This window comes from Pseudomonas sp. ERMR1:02, from assembly GCF_002277815.1.
GTDB lineage: Bacteria > Pseudomonadota > Gammaproteobacteria > Pseudomonadales > Pseudomonadaceae > Aquipseudomonas.
In genome coordinates, this window is the sequence record NZ_NKJI01000034.1 from 1 (window position 1) to 20,913 (window position 20,913).

14 protein-coding genes and 3 pseudogenes are annotated in these 20,913 nt (G+C 60.6%); 7 read left to right on the forward strand and 10 right to left on the reverse strand.

Annotated features, from left to right (window positions below; all coding sequences use genetic code 11):
• Positions 1 to 338: pseudogene (locus CES87_RS33875) on the reverse strand (RND transporter); the annotation flags it as partial.
• Positions 339 to 512: 174 nt separating this feature from the next.
• On the opposite strand from CES87_RS33875, the gene CES87_RS30840 reads away from it, so the two are divergent.
• The 7 genes and pseudogenes from CES87_RS30840 (at position 513) to CES87_RS30870 (ending at position 10,305) form a co-directional block, all read left to right on the forward strand.
• A complete protein-coding gene (locus CES87_RS30840) occupies positions 513 to 1,481 on the forward strand; it encodes a LysR family transcriptional regulator (RefSeq protein WP_128609148.1) in 969 nt (322 codons plus the stop codon).
• Positions 1,482 to 1,747: 266 nt separating this feature from the next.
• Positions 1,748 to 2,907, forward strand: a pseudogene (locus CES87_RS30845) (efflux RND transporter periplasmic adaptor subunit).
• Positions 2,904 to 6,011: a multidrug efflux RND transporter permease subunit gene (locus CES87_RS30850; protein ID WP_128609151.1), complete on the forward strand. Its 3,108-nt coding sequence runs from the start codon at positions 2,904 to 2,906 to the stop codon at positions 6,009 to 6,011. The pseudogene CES87_RS30845 and the gene CES87_RS30850 overlap by 4 nt, the downstream one beginning before the upstream one ends.
• Before the next feature lie 9 nt (positions 6,012 to 6,020).
• Positions 6,021 to 6,698: a heavy metal response regulator transcription factor gene (locus CES87_RS30855; protein ID WP_034149512.1), complete on the forward strand. Its 678-nt coding sequence runs from the start codon at positions 6,021 to 6,023 to the stop codon at positions 6,696 to 6,698.
• A complete protein-coding gene (locus CES87_RS30860; protein ID WP_128609154.1) occupies positions 6,688 to 8,052 on the forward strand; it encodes a heavy metal sensor histidine kinase in 1,365 nt (454 codons plus the stop codon). Before CES87_RS30855 ends, CES87_RS30860 begins: the two co-directional genes overlap by 11 nt.
• A gap of 255 nt (positions 8,053 to 8,307) precedes the next feature.
• Positions 8,308 to 8,529: a hypothetical protein gene (locus CES87_RS30865; protein WP_128609156.1), complete on the forward strand. Its 222-nt coding sequence runs from the start codon at positions 8,308 to 8,310 to the stop codon at positions 8,527 to 8,529.
• 276 nt (positions 8,530 to 8,805) lie between these two features.
• On the forward strand, positions 8,806 to 10,305 hold the full coding sequence (locus CES87_RS30870) for a sensor domain-containing diguanylate cyclase (RefSeq protein ID WP_128609158.1): 1,500 nt from the start codon (positions 8,806 to 8,808) through the stop codon (positions 10,303 to 10,305).
• Between the two features lie 111 nt (positions 10,306 to 10,416).
• On the opposite strand, the gene lpxC is transcribed toward CES87_RS30870, so the two are convergent.
• From lpxC to murD, 9 genes and pseudogenes are all read right to left on the reverse strand, one after another.
• Positions 10,417 to 11,328, reverse strand: a complete 912-nt coding sequence (gene lpxC / locus CES87_RS30875) for a UDP-3-O-acyl-N-acetylglucosamine deacetylase (RefSeq protein WP_085684689.1) — start codon at positions 11,326 to 11,328, stop codon at positions 10,417 to 10,419.
• Positions 11,329 to 11,440: 112 nt separating this feature from the next.
• Positions 11,441 to 12,634: a cell division protein FtsZ gene (ftsZ, locus tag CES87_RS30880; protein WP_128609160.1), complete on the reverse strand. Its 1,194-nt coding sequence runs from the start codon at positions 12,632 to 12,634 to the stop codon at positions 11,441 to 11,443.
• Between the two features lie 78 nt (positions 12,635 to 12,712).
• Positions 12,713 to 13,972, reverse strand: coding sequence for a cell division protein FtsA (gene ftsA / locus CES87_RS30885; protein ID WP_128609162.1), 1,260 nt, complete (start codon positions 13,970 to 13,972; stop codon positions 12,713 to 12,715).
• Between the two features lie 14 nt (positions 13,973 to 13,986).
• Positions 13,987 to 14,855, reverse strand: a pseudogene (locus CES87_RS30890) (cell division protein FtsQ/DivIB).
• Positions 14,856 to 14,859: 4 nt separating this feature from the next.
• Positions 14,860 to 15,840, reverse strand: coding sequence for a D-alanine--D-alanine ligase (locus CES87_RS30895; protein WP_128609164.1), 981 nt, complete (start codon positions 15,838 to 15,840; stop codon positions 14,860 to 14,862).
• Positions 15,837 to 17,297 carry a UDP-N-acetylmuramate--L-alanine ligase gene (gene murC / locus CES87_RS30900; protein WP_128609166.1) on the reverse strand — a complete coding sequence of 487 codons (1,461 nt, stop codon included), beginning with the start codon at positions 17,295 to 17,297 and terminating at the stop codon, positions 15,837 to 15,839. The genes CES87_RS30895 and murC overlap by 4 nt, the downstream gene beginning before the upstream one ends.
• A complete protein-coding gene (murG, locus tag CES87_RS30905; protein ID WP_128609167.1) occupies positions 17,290 to 18,360 on the reverse strand; it encodes an undecaprenyldiphospho-muramoylpentapeptide beta-N-acetylglucosaminyltransferase in 1,071 nt (356 codons plus the stop codon). The genes murC and murG overlap by 8 nt, the downstream gene beginning before the upstream one ends.
• Positions 18,350 to 19,567, reverse strand: a complete 1,218-nt coding sequence (ftsW, locus tag CES87_RS30910; RefSeq protein ID WP_128609169.1) for a putative lipid II flippase FtsW — start codon at positions 19,565 to 19,567, stop codon at positions 18,350 to 18,352. Before ftsW ends, murG begins: the two co-directional genes overlap by 11 nt.
• On the reverse strand, positions 19,564 to 20,910 hold the full coding sequence (gene murD / locus CES87_RS30915) for a UDP-N-acetylmuramoyl-L-alanine--D-glutamate ligase (RefSeq protein WP_128609171.1): 1,347 nt from the start codon (positions 20,908 to 20,910) through the stop codon (positions 19,564 to 19,566). The genes ftsW and murD overlap by 4 nt, the downstream gene beginning before the upstream one ends.
• Positions 20,911 to 20,913: the final 3 nt, after the last annotated feature.

The following is a 20,913-nucleotide window of genomic DNA, read 5'->3' on the forward strand; positions in this document are numbered from 1 at the left end:
GACTCGCCGTTGATCTGTAACGACTCGGCGGCTTCGGCAACACCGGCCATGGACTTGGCCTGACGCACTCGCCGGCGGCCATGGCCATGGTCGGGCTGCCTTGTACGGCGAGATCGATCCAGCGGTTCAGTTGCGGTCGCCATAGGCCTGCCACCATTGGGCGGTGGGCCAGTGCGCATCCTGAGCGGCGCTCTGGATGGCTTCGTCGGTGGCCAGTGAATTGGCCTCCAGCGCGTTGCCCTGCGGAGCAATACCTCCGGTTCGATGCAGCCGCTGATTGCCAGGGTTAAAGCCAGAATACTGAGCGGCTGAAGCGCTCTGCTGATGCGACGCGGCACTGCTGAAAATTCCTGAAATGAGGGAGATTCGGCGCAATTCTATGGGGCGACCGGAATGGCGATAAGTCGGGATTCCTGTGAATCTTTGTTACCGTTAACGCGATAATCCCTTTGTCGGGGTCTCAGACTCTGAAACTTCGTGTCACAATTTGCCATCGAACCCGAGAGCACCCCATGGACACCCTGCAAAACATGCGCGCCTTCAGTTACGTGGCCGAGGCTGGCAGTTTCACCGCCGCCGCCGTGCAACTGGACACCACCACAGCCAACGTCTCGCGCGCGGTCTCCAATCTGGAAGCCCACCTGCAAACCCGTCTGCTCAACCGAACGACCCGACGCATCGCCCTGACCGAAGCCGGCAAGCGCTACTTGCTGCGCTGCGAACAGATCCTGGCCTATGTCGAAGAGGCCGAAGCCGAAGCCAGCGACGCCCACGCGCGCCCCGCCGGACTACTGAAAGTGCACACCATGACCGGCATCGGCCAACACTTCGTGATCGACGCCATCGCCCGCTACCGCAAGACCCACCCGGACGTGACCTTCGATCTGACCATGGCCAACCGAGTGCCGGACCTGCTGGATGAGGGCTACGACGTGTCGATCGTGCTCGCCAGTGAACTGCCGGACTCGGGTTTCGTCTCCCAGCGCCTGGGCATCACCTACAGCATCGTTTGCGCCTCGCCGGCCTACGTCAAAGCCAACGGCTGCGCACAAAGACCCGTCGACTTGCTCAACCACGCCTGCCTGCGCCTGGTGAGCCCGGTCATCCCCCTGGAAAAATGGGCCTTCGACGGTCCCGATGGTCAGGAAATGGTGACCATCAACAGCTCACCGTTCCTGGTGAACTCCGCCGACGCCATGAAAACCGCGATCACCAGCGGCATGGGCGTCGGCGTACTGCCGCTGTATGCGGCGATCGACGGCCTGCGCAATGGCTCGCTGGTACGGGTGATGCCCAAGTACCGCTCGCAGGAGCTGAACCTGTATGCGATCTATCCGTCGCGGCAGTATCTCGATGCGAAGATCAAGACCTGGGTGGAATACCTGCGTGGGTCGTTGCCGGAGTTGTTGGCCGCGCATCAGGCGGAATTGGCGGCTTATGAGTTGAGCGGGAGTATGGCGGGGGCTCGAGTGGCGAATTGATCGCCTGAATGATCGTTCCCATGCTCTGCGTGGGAATGCCACCAGGGACGCTCCGCGTTCCGTTGACGACGCAGGACTTGAGCCCTTCGCAATGGTGACGCGGAGCGTCACGGGATGCATTCCCACGCGGAGCGTGGGAACGATCAAGGCCAAGAGCGTACGAAACTGACAGCGCCGTCAGTTAGCAGTCACCTTCCTGACTGCCAAACAGGTTTATAAAGGAACATACGAACCTGTCGATTACCCACCCCTGGCGCCTCACTCGCATGCGAATCCAGCACAAACCCGCCCTGCTCGTCGCCCTTCTGATCCTCCTGGCAGCGCTGGGCCTGTGGTACGCCAGCAAACCCGCCAAGGTCAAAATCGCGGCCCCCAGCGCTATCCCCGTGCGCGTCATCAGCGTCGCCCAAAAAGACGTCCCCCGCTATGTCAGTGGCATCGGCTCGGTCCTGTCGCTTCACAGCGTCGTGGTCCGCCCGCAAATCGATGGCATCCTCACCAAAATCATGGTCAAGGAAGGCCAACTGGTGAGCAAAGACGACCTGCTGGCCACCATCGACGGCCGCACGATCCGCGCCAACCTCGACCAGGCCCGGGCGCAACTGGGCGAAAGCCAGGCGCAGTTGCAAGTGGCGCTGGTCAACCTCAAGCGCTACAAACTGTTGAGCGTCGACGACGGCGTGTCGAACAGACTTATGACCAGCAACAGGCGCTGGTCAACCAGCTCAAGGCCACCGCCCAAGGCAACCAGGCCTCGATTGATGCGGCTCAGGTACAGCTTTCCTACACGCAGATTCGCTCTCCGGTCAGCGGCCGTGTCGGTATTCGCACGGTGGACGAAGGCAACTTCCTGCGCATGACTGACACCCAAGGCCTGTTCACCGTCACCCAGATCGACCCGATCGCCGTGGAGTTCTCTCTGCCGCAACAAATGCTGCCGACCCTGCAAGGCCTGATCAGCGATCCGCAACATGCCCAGGTCAAGGCCTACATTGGCGCCGACACCGATGGCGAAACCGGCAACCTGCTGGGTGAAGGCCACCTGACCCTGATCGACAACCAGATCAACGCCAACACCGGGACCATCCGCGCCAAGGCCGAATTCAACAACGCCGGGCAGAAACTCTGGCCGGGCCTGTTGGTGACGGTAAAAATTCAGACGGCGCTGGATAAAGATGCGCTGGTGGTACCGCCCACCGTCGTACAGCGCGGCCTCGATCAACCTTTCGTCTACCGGATCAAGGGTGACAAGGTCGAAACCGTGCCGGTGCAGATGGTCTATCAGGGCAGCGCCCAGAACATCATCAAGGGCGTACAACCGGGTGACGTGCTGGTGAGCGACGGCCAGTCGCGGCTCAAGCCCGGCTCCACCGTGCAAGTGTTGACCGACCCACCGCAAGTGGTGCAATCGGAGGCCGAGCAATGAAAGGCCACGGTTCGATATCCGCCTGGTGCATCGACCACCCGGTGGCGACGGTTTTGCTGACGTTTGCCCTGGTGCTGCTGGGCGCAATCGCCTTTCCGCGCTTGCCAGTGGCGCCATTGCCCGAAGCAGAATTCCCGACCATCCAGGTAGCGGCACAACTGCCCGGTGCCAGCCCGGAAACCATGGCATCCTCGGTGGCCACCCCCCTTGAAGTGCAGTTCAGCGCCATCCCCGGTGTGACGCAGATGACGTCGAGCAGCGCCCTCGGTTCGACCAACCTGACCCTGCAATTCACCCTGAACAAGAGCATCGACACCGCCGCCCAGGAAGTGCAGGCCGCGATCAACACCGCCGCCGGCAAGTTGCCCAAGGACATGCCGAACCTGCCGACGTGGCGCAAGGTCAACCCGGCCGACAGCCCGGTGCTGATCCTCAGCGTCAACTCCTCCCTGATGCCCGGGCCTGAACTCAGCGACCTGGCGGAAACCCTCCTATCTCGCCAGATCAGTCAGATCGACGGTGTAGGTCAGGTCGCCATCACCGGTCAGCAACGCCCGGCGATTCGTGTCCAGGTCTCGGCGGATAAACTCGCGGCCATCGGCCTGACGCTGGCGGACATCCGCCTGGCGATTCAGCGAACCAGCCTCAACCTGGCCAAAGGTGCGCTGTACGGGGAATCGAGCATCTCGACCCTGTCGACCAATGACCAGTTGTTCCATCCCGATGACTACAGCCAGTTGATTGTTTCCTACAAGGACGGAGCACCGGTCCATCTCAAGGACGTCGCCAAAGTCGTCAACGGTTCGGAAGATGCCTACGTCCAGGCCTGGGCCGGCACGCAACCGGGGGTCAACCTGGTGATTTTCCGCCAGCCGGGGGCCAACATCGTCGAGACCGTGGATCGCATTCAAGCGGCGTTGCCGGGCCTGGAAGCGATGCTGCCGGCCTCGGTGCAGGTCAAGACGTTGATCGACCGCACCCAGACCATCCGCGCCTCGCTGCATGAAGTGGAAATCACCCTGCTGATCGCGATCCTGCTGGTGGTGGCGGTAATGGCGCTGTTCCTGCGCCAGTTGTCGGCGACGCTGATTGTATCGGCGGTGCTCGGCGTGTCGCTGATCGCCAGTTTCGCCCTGATGTACGTCATGGGTTTCAGCCTGAACAACCTGACGCTGGTGGCGATTGTGGTGGCCGTGGGGTTTGTGGTCGACGATGCGATCGTGGTCGTAGAGAACATTCACCGCCATCTCGAGGCCGGCGACGGCATGCGCGAAGCCGCGATCAAAGGCGCCGGGGAAATCGGCTTCACCGTGGTGTCGATCAGTTTCTCGCTGGTGGCGGCGTTCATTCCGTTGCTGTTCATGGGCGGCGTGGTTGGGCGGCTGTTCAAGGAATTCGCCCTGACCGCTACCTCGACCATCCTGATTTCGGTTGTCGTTTCCTTGACCCTGGCGCCAACGCTGGCGGCGCTGTTCATGCGCGCCCCGGTGCATGATGCCCACGGCAAGAAAGGTTTCGGCGAGCGTCTGTTGGATCTCTATGAGAAAGGCCTGCGCCGCGCCCTCGGCCGTCAGAAACTGATGCTCGGCATCTTCGGCCTGTCAGTGGCGCTGGCCGTCGGCGGGTACATCTTCATTCCCAAAGGCTTCTTCCCGGTGCAGGACACCGGTTTTGTCCTCGGCACCACCGAAGCGGCTGCAGACATTTCCTACGGCGACATGGTGAAAAAACACCTGGCGATGGCCGAAATTGTCGCCGCCGACCCCGCGGTGGAGACGTTCTCGCACTCGGTCGGGGTGTCGGGCAGTAACCAGACCATCGCCAACGGCCGCTTCTGGATCGCCTTGAAAAAACGCGGTGACCGCGATGTCTCGGCCAGCGAGTTCATCGACCGGATTCGCCCGCAATTGATGAAAGTCCCGGGCATTGTCCTGTACTTGCGCGCCGGCCAGGACATCAACCTCAGCTCCGGCCCAAGCCGTGCCCAGTACCAATACGTGCTCAAGAGCAACGACGGTGCCGTTTTGAGCACCTGGACCCAGCGCCTGACGGAAAAACTGCGCAGCAATCCGGCATTCCGCGACGTTTCCAACGACCTGCAACTGGGTGGCAGCATCACTCACATCAACATCGACCGCAGCGCGGCAGCACGCTTCGGCCTGACCGCCAGCGATGTCGACGAAGCGCTGTACGACGCCTTTGGCCAACGCCAGATCAATGAATTCCAGACCCAGATCAACCAGTACAACGTGATCCTGGAACTGGACACCAAACAGCGCGGCAAGGCGCAAAGCCTCAACTACTTCTACCTGCGCTCGCCCTTGAGCGGTCAGATGGTGCCGCTGTCGGCGCTGGCCCGATTCGATGCGCCAACCATCGGCCCGTTGTCCATCGCCCACGACGGCATGTTCCCGGCCGCCAACCTGTCGTTCAACCTCGCGCCCGGCGTGGCGTTGGGCGATGCGGTAATCATGCTCAACCAGACCAAGGCCGAGATCGGTATGCCGGTGGCGATCAGCGGCAATTTCCAGGGCGCAGCCCAAGCGTTCCAGAGTTCGCTGGCTAGCCAGCCATTGCTGATTTTGGCGGCGCTGGTGGCGGTGTACATCATTCTTGGTGTGCTGTACGAGAGCTTCGTGCATCCGCTGACCATCATCTCGACGCTTCCCGCCGCAGGGCTTGGCGCGGTGATCATGTTGTGGATCTGCGGCCAGGACTTTTCGATCATGGCGCTGATCGGCCTGGTGCTGCTGATCGGCATCGTCAAGAAAAACGGCATCCTGATGATCGACTTCGCCCTCGATGCGCAGCGCAAAGGCGGCTTGCCTCCGGAAGAAGCAGTCTTTCAGGCCTGCCTCACGCGGTTCCGGCCGATCATCATGACCACCCTCGCCGCCCTGCTCGGCGCCCTGCCACTGATGCTCGGCTACGGTACCGGTGCCGAACTGCGCCAACCGCTGGGGATCGCGGTGGTCGGTGGTTTGCTGGTGAGCCAGGCGCTGACGCTGTTCACCACGCCGGTCATATACTTGTGGCTGGAGCGACTATTCCATCGGCACTCACCCACACCCGCGCCCGCACCGGCGTTGGCGACCACAGACTGAGGCGGGGTCATGCGCGTTCTGATTATCGAAGACGAGGAAAAAACCGCGGATTATCTGCACCGCGGTCTGACGGAGCAGGGTTACACCGTGGACCTGGCCCGTGATGGCGTGGAGGGCCTGCACATGGCGCTGGAAAGCGACTACGCGGTGATCGTCCTCGACGTGATGTTGCCGGGCCTGGACGGCTTCGGCGTACTGCGCGCCTTGCGTGCGCGCAAGCAAACCCCGGTGATCATGCTCACCGCCCGCGAGCGGGTCGAAGACCGCATCAGGGGCCTGCGCGATGGTGCGGACGATTACCTGGGCAAACCGTTTTCCTTCCTCGAACTTGTGGCCCGCCTGCAAGCGCTGACCCGGCGCAGCGGCGGCCACGAACCGGTGCAAGTGAGCATCGCCGACCTGTGGATAGATTTGATCAGTCGCAAGGCCACCCGCGCCGGCACGCGCCTGGACCTGACCGCCAAGGAGTTCTCGCTGCTCAGTGTGCTGGCGCGCCGCCAGGGTGAAATCCTGTCGAAAACCGCGATCGCCGAAATGGTCTGGGACATTAACTTCGACAGCGACGCCAACGTCGTCGAAGTCGCGATCAAACGTCTGCGGGCCAAGCTCGACGGGCCGTTCGATGAAAAACTGCTGCACACGATTCGTGGCATGGGTTATGTGCTGGAGAGCCGTGGTGTCCAGTAACAGCATTGCGCTGCGTCTGAGCGGGATGTTCACGCTGGTGGCGCTGTTGGTGTTCCTGTTGATCGGCTGGGCGCTGTATCAGCAGGTCGATAAAGGCCTGGGTTTGCTGCCCGAGGCCGAACTGGATGCGCGTTACAGCGTGCTCGAATCCACGGTAGGCCGTTACGGCACGCCGGAGCATTGGGTGAAGATCAACAACAAACTCAAGCTGCTCGGCGAAGAGGACAAACGCATCAGCTTCTGGATCATCAGCGGCGATCCGCACTACGAATACGGCAACCTGACACCGCAGATCCGCGAATTTGCCCAAGGGCCGCTGGGCATGCGCGACATGACCCTGCCCAATCACCCTTACCCGCTGAAAGTGCTGGTCAGCCAGTTCCCGGCCAAGGACCAACGGCCGCCGCTGCGTTTCATGATCGGCATCGATACCGAGACGTTTTTCCAGACTCAGCATCAGTTGCTGATCGCCCTGATCAGCCTGGCGATTGTCGGCGTGCTGCTGGCCTCGGCGCTGGGTTACTGGGTGGCGCGAATCGGGCTGAAGCCGCTGATCAAGCTGTCGCAGGAAGCCCAGCGCCTGGCTCCGCCCTTGCATTCGGGACGCTTGCGGCTGTCGCCGCTGCCACCGGAGCTGGATCAGTTCGTCAATTCGTTCAACTCCACGCTGGAGCGAGTCGAGCAGGCTTATTCGCGACTGGAATCGTTCAACGCCGATGTGGCCCATGAATTGCGCTCGCCACTAACCAACCTGATCGGCCAGACCCAGGTTGCGCTGACCCGTGGACGCTCGGCGGAGCATTATTTCGAGGTCCTGCAATCGAACCTCGAAGAGCTTGAGCGACTGCGCTCGATCATCAACGACATGCTGTTCCTTGCCAGCGCGGATCAGGGCAGCAAGGCCACCAAACTGACGTCCACTTCGCTGGCCGATGAGGTGGCGACGACTCTGGAATACCTGGATTTCATCCTCGAAGATGCCCAGGTTCAGGTACAGGTCAGCGGCGATGCTCAGGTGCGAATCGAGATCGCACATCTGCGGCGGGCGCTGATCAACCTGCTGAGTAACGCGGTGCAGCACACCGAACCCGGACAGGTGATTCAAGTGCGGATCGAAGCCGAGGAGCACCGAGTCAGCATCGGGGTCGCCAACCCCGGTTCGCCGATTGCCCGCGAGCATCTTTCACGCCTGTTCGAACGTTTCTACCGCGTCGATGCTTCACGCAGCAACAGCGGTCACAACCATGGGTTGGGGCTGGCGATCGTCAAGGCGATTGCGCTGATGCATGGCGGGGATGTGTTTGTACGCAGTGACCATGGCATGAATACTTTCGGCATCCACCTTCCCGTCTGACCTCCTTTCTGATCGTTCCCATGCTCCGCGTGGGAATGCAGCCCGGGACGCTCTGCGTCCCATCCAAAGCCGAACGCGGAGCGTCCGTTGATGCATTCCCACGCAGAGCGTGGGAACGATCTGTGACAGGCTATCGCAGTCGCACTATTGCTCTTTGCGCAACAGTCCTTTCATGAATCCGCTCTTTTTCCCATCGCCCGACATCCTTATCTTTGCCCGCACCAAACAGCACTTGCCAAGCAAGAAGGTTTTAAAATGTCCAACAGTATGGGTATTGCCAGCGCTTTCGTTTTGTCCTCTTTGTTCGTGTCTTCGTTCGCCATGGCTGAAGAGTCGCAGGCTTTCGTCGCACAAAACGCCGCACGCGCTGTCGCTTACGAAGAACAGACTGAGATGACGGCCAAAGCTCAGCAATCCACTCTGGCCCCGCAAGCATCGAGCACTCAGGCCCAACCACAGGCCGAGAAAGACAGCTGATTTACGCACATCGCTCCTGTTTCCCTCGACACTTTTCATCGGTTCTTTCCTTGAAAAGTTGTCTTCCAAGCCGCTGCTATCAGCGGCTTTTTTTCGTTCGCTGCAACGATGACCGTCAGCACTCCCCAACTGCAGGAGCGAGCTTGCTCGCGAAAAAGCCACAGGCGCCGCTGGGTATCTGGTTTTACGCGTTATCGTTCACGACCATCGCGAGCAGGCTCGCTCCTACAGTTATAGGGCTACGCTTACCGAGTCATTCAAGCGAACTTCAGCCCCATGACCGTACGCCGTACTCCCAATCGTTCAAGCAGCCCCGGAAGACCTGAAGTCCTGGTGATCCTCGGCAGCAGCCTGACGGTCATTGCGATTATCTGCATCGTCACCTTTCTGCTGATCCGCGAACACGCCAACGCCCAGCAAGCAGCCACACGCAGCGCGACCACCATCGCGCAATTGATCAATGCCGACGTGCTGCGTACGGTGGAGCTCTACGACTTGACCCTGCAAGGCCTGATCGCCGCCGCGCAACGGGATGACCTCAAGCAGGTTTCAGCGCAAATACGTCATCTGGTGCTTTTCGACCGATCCACCACGGCACGCTACAAGAGTGACATCCTGTTGCTCGACAAGCATGGCGAAGTGCTCGCCGACTCGTCGTTGATTGAACCCAAACCGGGTAACTTCGCTGATCGCGATTATTTCCTCGTCCATGCCTTCAACCGCGACATGGGCATGTTCATCAGCCGTCCGTTCAAGGCTCGCTGCGACTGCGATTACAGCGATGAATGGCAAATCAGCTTCAGCCGGCGTATTTCCTCGGTCACCGGAGAGTTTCTGGGCGTCGCGGTCGCATCGATGCGCCTTGCGTATTTCGATCAGCTGTTCAACAGCCTGGACATCGGCACCGGCAGCACGCTGGCCATCATCAACGACGACGGCGTTCTCTTGGCAAAGAAGCCGTTTCTGCAAGACAACTCCATAGGCAAAAGCTTCGCCGGCCGGCCCAACGTCGTGCGTATGCTGCGTGAGGGCAGTGGCAGCTTCGACGGCGTGTCGAGCGTTGACCGGGCGCAACGCCTCTACACCTTCAGCCGGGTCGGCAACTTGCCGCTGACGGTGGTCGTCGCCCTTTCCGGTGACGAAGTTTTCGCCACATGGAGGCGCACGGCCATTGTGATCAGCGGAGCATCCGGCGTCCTGTGCCTGGCGTTGCTCTGGCTGACCTGGTTGCTCTGCCGCGAACTGCGACTGCGCTATAGCGCCGAGCAGGAACTGGCGCAACTGGCTGCTACCGACGCCTTGACTGGCGTGGCCAACCGCCGAACCCTCGATCAGACTTTGCGTCACGAGTGGTTTCGGGCGCAACGCTCCGGCAAGCCAATGTCGGTGCTGATGATCGATGCCGACCACTTCAAGGCCTTCAACGATCGCCATGGCCACCAGGCCGGCGACGAAGCCTTACGCGCACTGGCCGAGGTCATTCGCGCCAATATTCATCGTCCGACAGACCTGGTGGCCCGTTACGGCGGCGAGGAATTTTCAGTGATCCTGGCTGAAACCGACAACGATGGCGCGCGTCAGATTGCCGAGCACATCCGTGAGCAGGTGGAACAGTTGCCATCGGTGGCTGGTGATGACCAGCCGATGACGGTCAGCATCGGCATCAGCACCTGGACGACAGCGAGCGATATCAGCCTGGAACAGCTGCTGTTTTCGGCGGACAAGGCGTTGTATCAGGCCAAGGAAGGGGGGCGAAATCGGGTGGTTAGCACCTGAAATCTGCGACGAGCCTACCGGCCTCTTCGCGGGCAAGCCTCGCTCCTACACCGCAGACATAAAAAAAGGCCACCCGAAGGCAGCCTTTAAAAAACTAGAGAGGTTTTTTACTTACACGGCCGCAACAGGACGCATGTAAGAGATCGGGGCAGTGCTGGCGTCTTCGAACGTCACGACTTCCCAGGCATCTTTCTGCTCAATCAACTTGCGCAGCAGCTGGTTGTTCAGTGCGTGACCGGACTTGAAGCCCTTGAACTCACCAATCAGGCTATTGCCCAGCAGGTAGAGGTCACCAATTGCATCGAGGATCTTGTGCTTCACGAATTCGTCTTCGTAGCGAAGGCCGTCTTCGTTCAGTACACCATCCGCGTCTACCACAATAGCGTTTTCAACGCTGCCGCCGAGTGCGAGGTTGTGCTTGCGCAGGTACTCGATGTCACTCATGAAACCAAAGGTACGGGCGCGGCTGACTTCTTTTACGAACGAAGTGCTGGAAAAATCCACGCTTGCACTTTGTGTGCGGTCACGGAAAACCGGGTGATCGAAATCGATCTCGAAGCTCACCTTGAAACCTTCGAAAGGGACGAAAGTGGCGCGCTTGTCGCCGTCCTCCACTGTCACTTCCCGCAGGATACGAATGAACTTCTTGGCGGCGTCCTGTTCTTCCAGGCCAGCCGACTGAATCAGAAATACGAAGGGTCCAGCGCTACCATCCATGATCGGGACTTCGGACGCGGAGAGCTCGACGTAGGCGTTATCGATGCCCAGGCCAGCCATGGCCGAAAGCAAATGCTCAACCGTATCCACCTTGACGTCACCGTTGACCAGCGTCGTTGACATGGTTGTCTCACCGACGTTGGCCGCACGAGCCGGGATCTCGACCACTGGATCGAGGTCGGCACGGCGAAAGACGATTCCTGTGTCTATCGGCGCAGGCTTGAGGGTCAGGTAAACCTTCTCCCCGGAGTGCAGACCTACACCTGTGGCACGGATAATATTTTTCAGTGTGCGTTGTTTAATCATGGCTTGGGCCGCTTCAGCGCAAATTGCGAACTGGTATCAACAAAGGCTGGCGATGATAGCAGACCACGCCTTTGCTGAACACCAATCACCTTCATAGCCCTGATACATTTCATCAATCGGCCTGACGACGCAGGAATGCCGGGATGTCCAGGTAGTCCAGATCATCTTGCGGATTCATCTTCGCGGCAGCCGCAGCACCGGCCTGAGCCTGGTTGCGCATGACGGTCGGACGGTCCAGGTCACGGTAGTTAACCGCTGGAGCTTCCTGACGAACAGGGGCCTGTTGTTGTGGCTGGGAAGCCATCGAGGTGTGAACGGTATTATCGATGACCTTCACAGGCTTCTCGATTTTAGCGCCTAAACCTGTAGCAACGACAGTCACGTGCAACTCGTCGCGCATGTCCGGATCGATAACGGTACCGACCTTGACCATGGCGTGCTCGGAAGCGAAGGCTTCGATGATGCTACCCACGTCGGAGTACTCACCCAGGGACAGGTCAGGACCGGCGGTGATGTTCACCAGGATACCGCGTGCACCTTGCAGGTTCACGTCTTCGAGCAACGGGTTGCGGATGGCCGCTTCAGTCGCTTCACGTGCACGGTTCGGACCGCTGGCGCAGCCAGTGCCCATCATCGCCATGCCCATTTCGCTCATCACGGTACGTACGTCGGCAAAGTCGACGTTGATCATGCCCGGACGCTTGATGATATCGGAGATACCGCGAACGGCACCGGCCAGTACATCGTCAGCCTTGGCGAAAGCCGACAGCAGGCTGGCGTCTTTACCGAGGATGGTCAGCAGCTTCTCGTTGGGAATAGTGATCAACGAGTCGACGCTTTCAGACAGCAGACGAATGCCTTCGTCGGCGAGCTGCATGCGCTTGCGGCCTTCGAACGGGAACGGACGGGTCACCACCGCAACGGTGAGGATCCCCATTTCCTTGGCCACTTCGGCAATGATCGGCGCAGCACCGGTACCGGTACCGCCACCCATGCCGGTGGTGATGAACACCATATTGGTGCCCTGCAGGACTTCGGCAATGCGCTCACGGTCTTCGAGAGCGGCCTGACGTCCTACTTCAGGGTTGGCGCCGGCGCCCAGACCTTTGGTCACGCCAGTACCCAGTTGCAGGATGGTCCGCGCGGTGATGCCCTTCAGCGCCTGGGCATCAGTGTTGGCGCAGATGAACTCGACGCCTTCAATGTTGCTCTTGACCATGTGATTCACGGCGTTGCCGCCGCCACCGCCTACACCGATAACCTTAATTACCGGGCTTGCGGGGATGTTGTCTACGAGTTCAAACATTTTCCCTCTCCTCTACGTTCTCTAGTTTTTTCGCCTACTGCCTGTATCTACAACGGTGCAACGGTGCTGCGGTAAATCTTAGAAATTGCCCTGGACCCAGCTCTTGATGCGATCGAGCAAGGCACCTTTCGGTTCTTCGTTGCTGTAGCTGTCGCGGCTACCGATACCCGAGAACGAAATGCCGTCGGATTGCTTCTGCAGGCCGTACATCAACAGGCCGACACCGGTGGAATAAATCGGATTGCGGACCACGTCATCCAGGCCTTTCACGCCATGAGGCACGCCCAGGCGCACCGGCATGTGGAAGATTTCCTCGGCAAGTTCCGTGGCGCCTTCCATCTTCGCCGTACCGCCGGTCAACACGATGCCCGCCGGAATCAGGTCTTCGTAGCCACTGCGACGCAGCTCTGCCTGGATCAGCGTGAACAGCTCGTCGTAACGCGGCTCGACCACTTCGGCCAGGGCCTGACGGGACAGTTCGCGTGGCGGACGGTCGCCAACACTTGGCACCTTGATGGTTTCACCGGCACCGGCCAGCTTGGCCAGGGCGCAGGCGTAGCGAATCTTGATTTCTTCGGCGTACTGGGTCGGAGTACGCAGCGCCATGGCGATATCGTTGGTCACCTGATCGCCCGCAATCGGGATCACCGCGGTGTGACGGATCGCGCCTTCGGTGAAGATCGCGATGTCGGTGGTGCCACCGCCGATGTCCACCAGGCATACGCCCAGTTCTTTCTCGTCATCGGTCAGCACCGAGTACGCGGAAGCCAGTTGCTCGAGAATGATGTCGTCGATTTCCAGGCCGCAGCGACGCACGCATTTCTCAATGTTCTGTGCGGCGTTGACGGCGCAGGTGACCACATGAACCTTGGCTTCCAGACGAACGCCGGACATGCCCAGAGGCTCGCGGACGCCTTCCTGGTTATCGATCACGTAATCCTGCGGCAGGGTGTGCAGCACGCGCTGATCGGCAGGGATCGCCACAGCCTGGGCTGCGTCGAGCACGCGCTCGAGGTCGGCGGAGCTGACTTCGCGATCACGAATCGCCACGATGCCGTGGGAGTTCAGGCTGCGGATGTGATTGCCAGCCACGCCAACGAACGCCGAGTGGATGCGGCAACCGGCCATCAACTGAGCTTCTTCGATGGCGCGCTGGATCGACTGCACGGTGGACTCGATGTTCACCACCACGCCTTTCTTCAGGCCACGGGACGGATGCGTACCGATCCCGACAATTTCCAGCGTGCCGTCGTCCGAAACCTCTCCGACCAGCGCCACCACCTTGGAGGTGCCGATATCGAGACCGACGATCATTTTGCCGCTTTGCACGTTTGCCATGGGTCCTGCCTCTCTTAATTCTTCGCGACAGCGGGTTGGGCTGTCGTAGGCGCTACAGGTTCCCGCCAGCCAACAGCGAGGCCGTTGGCGTAGCGCAGATCGATGCGCGCAATGTTCGTAATCTGCTCTTTGAGCGTCTTGTCATAGATGGCAATGAAACGGCGCATCTTTTCCACCAGGTTGCCGCGTCCCAGCAGCAGTTCGATTCCGGGGCCCGCACTGCCGGGGCCGGTGGTCAGGAACCAGCTTCCTCGTTCGCGCAACTCCAGGCGTGCAATCGAGAAGCCCAATGGTCTGAGCATCTGGCTCAGTACCTGATATTGCTGCATTACTTGCTGTTGAGCCCGCTGTGGGCCAAACAGCTGTGGCAGATGTTCGTAGTTCGCCAACTCACGCGGCGTGAACGCCTGCCCCTGGTTGTTCAACAGCGATTCGTCGCCCCAGCGAGCCACCGGTAGTTGTTCTTCCAGGCGGATCACCACTTCATCCGGCCACACCCGCCGCACTTCGGCGTGGGCAATCCATGGCATCTGTTCCAGCTCGGTGCGCATGCTCGCCAGGTCGACGGTGAAGAAGCTCGACGCCACATAGGGGCGATCCGCTGCTGCACCGCTTGCTGGCTGATGTAACTCAAGTCGCCCTGCACGTTGATCTTCGTAATCGGTCGGTCGGCATACGGCAGTAACCGTTGCGCGCCCTCGTAAGTACCGAATCCCAGCGCCACCAACAGCACTGGCCAGAACAGGCTTTTGAGAAAGCCGAAATTGGCTTTCGGCAGGCGCGCAGACATCGGCTCTTTGGCCTCCATTCGGCTGGCACCCCGTGGTACCGGCTTGCGGCCGGTCGGTGCGGGGGGCTGATGTCTCAACTGTGCGCCTTGCATGGTCTTAACCTCGCGGCTCTACATTACTGGCAGCGTCGCCAGCAACACTCGCAGCCAGAATGGCCAGAACCAGCTGCTGGAAATCCAGACCGGCAGCACGGGCCGCCATCGGAACCAGACTGTGATCGGTCATGCCTGGTGCAGTGTTGACCTCCAGGAACCAGAACTGCCCTTCGGCGTCCTGCATCACGTCCGCCCTGCCCCAACCGGCGATACCCAGCGCCTCACAGGCTTTTGCCGTGAGGTCCATGAGTTGTTTTTCCTTGGCGCTGTCCAGCCCGCACGGAATGCGGTACTGGGTATCGTTGGCGATGTACTTGGCGTCGTAGTCGTAGAAACTGTGCGTCGTGCCCAGGGCAATCGGAGGCAACACCTGGTCACGCAGGGTGGCGATGGTGAACTCCGGACCTTGAATCCATTGCTCGACCAACACCTGCGAATCGTAGGTACTGGCGGCTTTCCATGCGTCGATCAATTCGGACGCGCAAGTCACTTTGGCCATCCCGATGCTCGAACCTTCATGGGCCGGTTTGACGATCAAAGGGAAGCCCAGTTCCGTGGCCGCCGAAATACAATCGGCCTCGCTGCTCAGTACTGCGTGACGTGGCGTCGGAATACCCAGGCTGTGCCACACCTGCTTGGTGCGCAGCTTGTCCATGGCCAGTGCCGACGCGAGGATGCCGCTGCCGGTGTAAGGAATGCCCAGGCATTCGAGCAGGCCCTGCATGCTGCCGTCTTCACCGCCACGACCGTGGAGGATGACGAAGGCGCGGTCGATTTTTTCGTTCAGTAAACGCTGCAGAAGGTCATCGCCCACGTCGAGGCCGAACGCATCTACACCTGCGCTTTGCAGCGCATCAAGAACGGCGTTGCCCGACTTCAGGGACACTTCGCGCTCGGCACTCTTGCCACCGAACAGAACGGCGACACGGCCGAAATCTTTCGGTGCGATAGTGGAGACGAGGTTGGCGTAGGCAGCAGTCATTTCAACTTCCCCTCGACCGGCGCAGCAACGGCACCGGCGAACAACTCACTTTTCAACAGCTTTGGTGCGAGACCGCCGATATCACCAGCGCCCTGGCACAGCAGAATGTCGCCGGCACGCAACAGCGGCTTGACCAGCGGCGCAAGGTCGACACCCCGTTCGATGTAGATCGGGTCGAGCTGACCGCGCTGGCGGATGCTGTTGCAGAGCTTGCGGCTGTCGGCACCCGGGATCGGCTCTTCACCGGCCGGATAGACTTCCATCAGCAGCAGCACGTTGGCGTCGGCCAGTACATTGACGAAGTCGTCGTACAGGTCGCGGGTGCGGCTGTAGCGGTGCGGCTGATAGACCATCACCAGTCGGCGCTCCGGCCAGCCACCGCGCACGGCCTTGATCACTGCCGCGACTTCGGTCGGGTGGTGGCCGTAGTCGTCGACTAGCATCACGTTGCCGCCATCCACCGGCAGTTCGCCGTAGACCTGGAAGCGTCGACCAACGCCCTGGAACCCGGACAGACCCTGGACGATAGCTTCATCGCTAACGCCTTCGTCGCTGGCAATGCAAATGGTCGCCAGCGAGTTGAGTACGTTGTGGTTACCCGGCATGTTCACCGACACGTCCAGCGGTTCGCGGTCAGGGCGCAGCACGGTGAAGAAGGTCTGCATGCCCTGCTGACGCACATTGATTGCGCGCACATCACAGTCGTCGCCAAAGCCGTAAGTGACAGTCGGACGTTTCACCAATGGCAGAATTTCACGCACCACAGGGTCGTCCAGGCACACCACAGCCAGACCATAGAACGGCAGGTTGTGGAGGAACTCGACGAAGGTTTTCTTCAGTTTGTTGAAGTCACCGTCGTAGGTCGCCATGTGATCGGCGTCGATGTTGGTGACCACGGCCACCAGCGGCTGCAAGTGCAGGAAACTGGCATCGCTTTCGTCGGCTTCGGCGATCAGGTAACGGCTGGTACCGAGCTGGGCATTGGTGCCCGCGGCATTCAGACGACCACCGATAACGAAGGTCGGATCCAGGCCACCGGCGGCGAACACCGAAGCGATCAGGCTGGTGGTGGTGGTTTTGCCATGGGTACCGGCGACGGCGATGCCGTGGCGATAGCGCATCAGCTCGGCCAGCATTTCTGCGCGCGGCACCACTGGAATGCGGCGTTCCAGCGCGGTGGCGACTTCCGGGTTGGAAGTGTTCACGGCACTAGACACCACCAGCACGTCGGCGGCGGCAGCGTTTTCGGCGCGGTGGCCGATGAAAATCTGTGCGCCGAAGGATTCCAGGCGCTCGGTGACCGGCGAGGCTTTCAGGTCGGAACCGGACACTTCATAGCCCAGGTTCAACAACACTTCGGCAATTCCGCACATGCCCACACCGCCAATCCCGACGAAGTGGATGCGACGGATGCGGCGCATTTCCGGTTGTGGCATGGCTTTCTTATTCTCAACCATGAGCCACCTCCAGGCAGGTATCGACCACGTTACGGGTGGCATCGGGCTTGGCCAGGCGGCGGGCCGCAGTGGCCATATCGTTGAGTCGTTGTGGTTGCATCAGGACCTCTGTCAGGCGTGCGGCAAGATCCGCTGCGCCAGTCGTTCTTTGCGGCATCAGGAAGGCAGCGCCTTCACGGGCCAAATAATCGGCATTGCGGGTCTGGTGATCGTCGATCGCGTGGGGCAAGGGCACCAGCATCGAGGGCAGACCGGCGGCAGCCAGTTCACTGATGGTCAGCGCACCTGCGCGGCATACCACCAGGTCGGCCCAGCCATAGGCTTGGGCCATGTCTTTGATGAAAGGCTGCACTTGCGCCTCGACGCCAGCCGCGCGATAGCGCTCTGCAGTCACTTCATCGTGGTTTTTGCCGGCCTGATGGAACACGTCCGGACGCAAGTCGACGGCGACTTGCGACAAGGCTTCAGGCAGCAACTTGTTCAACGGCTCTGCACCCAGGCTTCCGCCCAGGATCAGCAAACGCGCCTTGCGACCGCCCAGGGCTGGTCGCGGTGTATCGAGGAACAGCTCGGTGCGCACCGGATTACCAGTGGTCCGGCGGCTGCTCGACAGGGTAAAGGTGTCGGGGAACGCTTCACAGACTCGGGCGGCCAACGGCACCAGCAACCGATTGGCGGTACCGGCCACAGCGTTCTGCTCGTGGACGATCACCGGCACACCGGCCAGTTTGGCAGCAACACCGCCAGGCCCGGTCACATAACCACCAAAACCGACCACACAAACCGGGCGCAACCCACGAATGATCGCCCGCGCCTGCAAAACAGATTTGAGCAACATGAACGGCGCCTTGAGCAGGGACAATTTGCCCTTGCCGCGCAGACCGCTGGCGTTGATCCGATGCAGTTCGATGCCGGCCGCCGGAACCAGATCGTTCTCGATGCCACGCGGCGTGCCGAGCCAGTGCACGGTATAACCGCGGGATTGGAACTCGCGAGCACAGGCCAGCGCCGGGAACACGTGACCACCGGTGCCGCCAGCCATGATCAGAACGTTAGCGCCCATGATTCGGCTCCTCTGCGAAGTCGCTCTCATGGAACTCCATCTCCTCACTGCCCAGGTGGGTTCGACTCTCCCACTCGATGCGCAGCAACAAGCCAAGACAGGCGCAGCAGATCACCAACGAACTGCCGCCATAACTGAGGAATGGCAAAGTCAGACCCTTGGTCGGAAGCAGACCGACGTTCACCCCAATGTTGATCAGGAACTGACCGATCCACAGGAACGACAAGCCGTACGCCACATAGGCCGCGAAGAATTGCTTGGCTTTCTCGGCCCACAGACCGATGTACATGCCACGGATACAGACAAAGACGAACAGCGCTACCGTGCACAACGAGCCCACGGCACCCAGTTCTTCGGCCAGGACCGAGAACACGAAGTCGGTGTGGGCTTCCGGCAGGTAGAACTGTTTTTGCACGCTGTTGCCCAGGCCAACGCCTAGCCACTCGCCGCGACCGAAAGCGATCAATGCTTGAGACAACTGATAGCCGGCACCGAACTGGTCGGCCCACGGATCGGCAAAGTTGGTCAGGCGCGCCATTCGATACGGCTGCATTTGAATCAACAACACCACCGCCCCGACAGCCAGGACAACCATCAAGGAAAAGCGGAACAGCCCGACCCCGCCAAGGAACAGCATCGCCGCGGCAGCCCCCATCATCACGACGGTGGCACCGAAGTCCGGCTCCATCAGCAACAGGCCAGCCATCGGCAACAGAACGATGAATGGCTTGAAGAAGCCCATCCAGCTTTCTCGCACTTCTTTCTGACGACGCACCAGATAACCGGCGAGGTAAATCACCACGAACACCTTGGCGATCTCGGAAGGCTGCACGTTGAAGAAGCTGAAGCCGATCCAGCGCATCGAACCGTTCACTTCACGGCCGATCCCCGGAACGATCACCATCACCAGCAAACCGAACGCACCCAGCAGCATCAGCCAGCCGAGGCGTTGCCAGGTGGCGATCGGAATCATCATGGTGACGATGCAGGCACCCAGGCCCAGCACAACGTAGATAAGGTGGCGAATCATGTAATACAGGGGACTGCCCGACTGCACCGCCGCCACCTCGGTCGACGCCGATGCAATCATGATCAATCCGAGGCCGAGCAGCGCCAGGCAACCGGCGAGCATCGGGAAGTCGAGGTCGATACCGCGTCCGGTGATAAGCGGCGATGGATACGGCTTGATGATGCCTTTGAGGCTCATGCCAGATCCTCCACTGCGCGGACGAACTGGTGACCACGGTCTTCGTAGTTCTTGAACATGTCGAAACTGGCGCAGGCCGGCGACAGCAGCACCACATCACCCGATTGAGCAGTAGCGCGACATTGTTCCACGGCTTCGACCAGCGAGCCGACGCGAATCAACGGCACGCCATCGCCGATAGCCTCACCGATCTTGTCGGAATCACGGCCCATCAGAATGACGGCGCGGCAGTTGGCCGCCACCGGATCGCGCAGATCCTTGAACTCGGCGCCCTTGCCGTCGCCACCGGCAATCAGCACGACTTTGCCATCGATGTCCGCACCCAGGCCTTCGATGGCGGCCAGAGCGGCACCGACGTTAGTGGCTTTGGAGTCGTTGTAATAGCCCACGCCATCGAGGTCACGTACCCACTGGCAGCGATGCTCGAGCCCGGCGAAATTGCGCAAGGCCGAAAGCATGGCGTCGAACGGTAGGCCGACAGCGTGGCCGAGCGCCAATGCCGCCAGGGCGTTGGACTGGTTGTGGGCACCGCGGACTTTCAGCTCGCGCACCGGCATCAGGTTCTGGAATTCGAAGGCCAGGTACTTCTCACCGTGTTCTTCGCGCAGACCGAAGGCCTTGAAGTCCGGCTTGGTCAGGCCGAAGGTCCAGCACGGCTGACCCTCGCCCATCAGCGGACGACTCAAGGCATCCTGGCGGTTAACCACGAACTGTCTTGCCCCACGGAAGATCCGGTGTTTGGCCAGATGGTAGGCCGGCAGACCGCTGTAGCGGTCCATGTGGTCTTCGCTGATGTTCAGCACGGTCGCCACTTCGGCGTTGAGTTGATCAGTGGTTTCCAGCTGAAAGCTCGACAACTCCATCACGTACAGCTCGACGTCGTCGCGAAGCAGGTCCAGCGCCGGCGTGCCGAGGTTACCGCCAACGGCGACACGTTTGCCGGCCGCAGCCGCCATCTCGCCGACCAGGGTGGTCACGGTGCTTTTCGCGTTGGAACCGCTGATGGCCACGATCGGCGCTTTCGCGTTACGCGCGAACAGTTCGATGTCACCGGACAGTTTCACGCCACGGGCAGCGGCAGCCTGCAGGGCCGGGGTCGCCAGTGCCAGGCCGGGGCTCACGTAGAGCTCGTCGGCACGGCACAGGAACTCGACGTCCAGCTCGCCACAACGCACTTCCACGTGCGGATAGTCACGCTTGAGCGTGGCCAGTTCCGGTGGATTTTCCCGCGTATCGGCCACGGCAAACGCCACGCCCCGGTTCGCCAGGAAGCGAACCAGGGACATGCCGCTCTTGCCGAGGCCGACAACGATGCGGAAGTGGTCAGAAGCGATCAGAGACACGTG

Coding starts and splice junctions, on each gene's coding strand:
- CES87_RS30840 (WP_128609148.1), top strand. CDS start 513: ATGGACACCCTGCAAAACATGCGCGCCTTCAGTTACGTGGCCGAGGCT.
- CES87_RS30850 (WP_128609151.1), top strand. CDS start 2,904: ATGAAAGGCCACGGTTCGATATCCGCCTGGTGCATCGACCACCCGGTG.
- CES87_RS30855 (WP_034149512.1), top strand. CDS start 6,021: ATGCGCGTTCTGATTATCGAAGACGAGGAAAAAACCGCGGATTATCTG.
- CES87_RS30865 (WP_128609156.1), top strand. CDS start 8,308: ATGTCCAACAGTATGGGTATTGCCAGCGCTTTCGTTTTGTCCTCTTTG.
- CES87_RS30870 (WP_128609158.1), top strand. CDS start 8,806: ATGACCGTACGCCGTACTCCCAATCGTTCAAGCAGCCCCGGAAGACCT.
- lpxC (WP_085684689.1), bottom strand. CDS start 11,328: ATGATTAAACAACGCACACTGAAAAATATTATCCGTGCCACAGGTGTA.
- ftsZ (WP_128609160.1), bottom strand. CDS start 12,634: ATGTTTGAACTCGTAGACAACATCCCCGCAAGCCCGGTAATTAAGGTT.
- ftsA (WP_128609162.1), bottom strand. CDS start 13,972: ATGGCAAACGTGCAAAGCGGCAAAATGATCGTCGGTCTCGATATCGGC.
- CES87_RS30895 (WP_128609164.1), bottom strand. CDS start 15,840: ATGACTGCTGCCTACGCCAACCTCGTCTCCACTATCGCACCGAAAGAT.
- murC (WP_128609166.1), bottom strand. CDS start 17,297: ATGGTTGAGAATAAGAAAGCCATGCCACAACCGGAAATGCGCCGCATC.
- murG (WP_128609167.1), bottom strand. CDS start 18,360: ATGGGCGCTAACGTTCTGATCATGGCTGGCGGCACCGGTGGTCACGTG.
- ftsW (WP_128609169.1), bottom strand. CDS start 19,567: ATGAGCCTCAAAGGCATCATCAAGCCGTATCCATCGCCGCTTATCACC.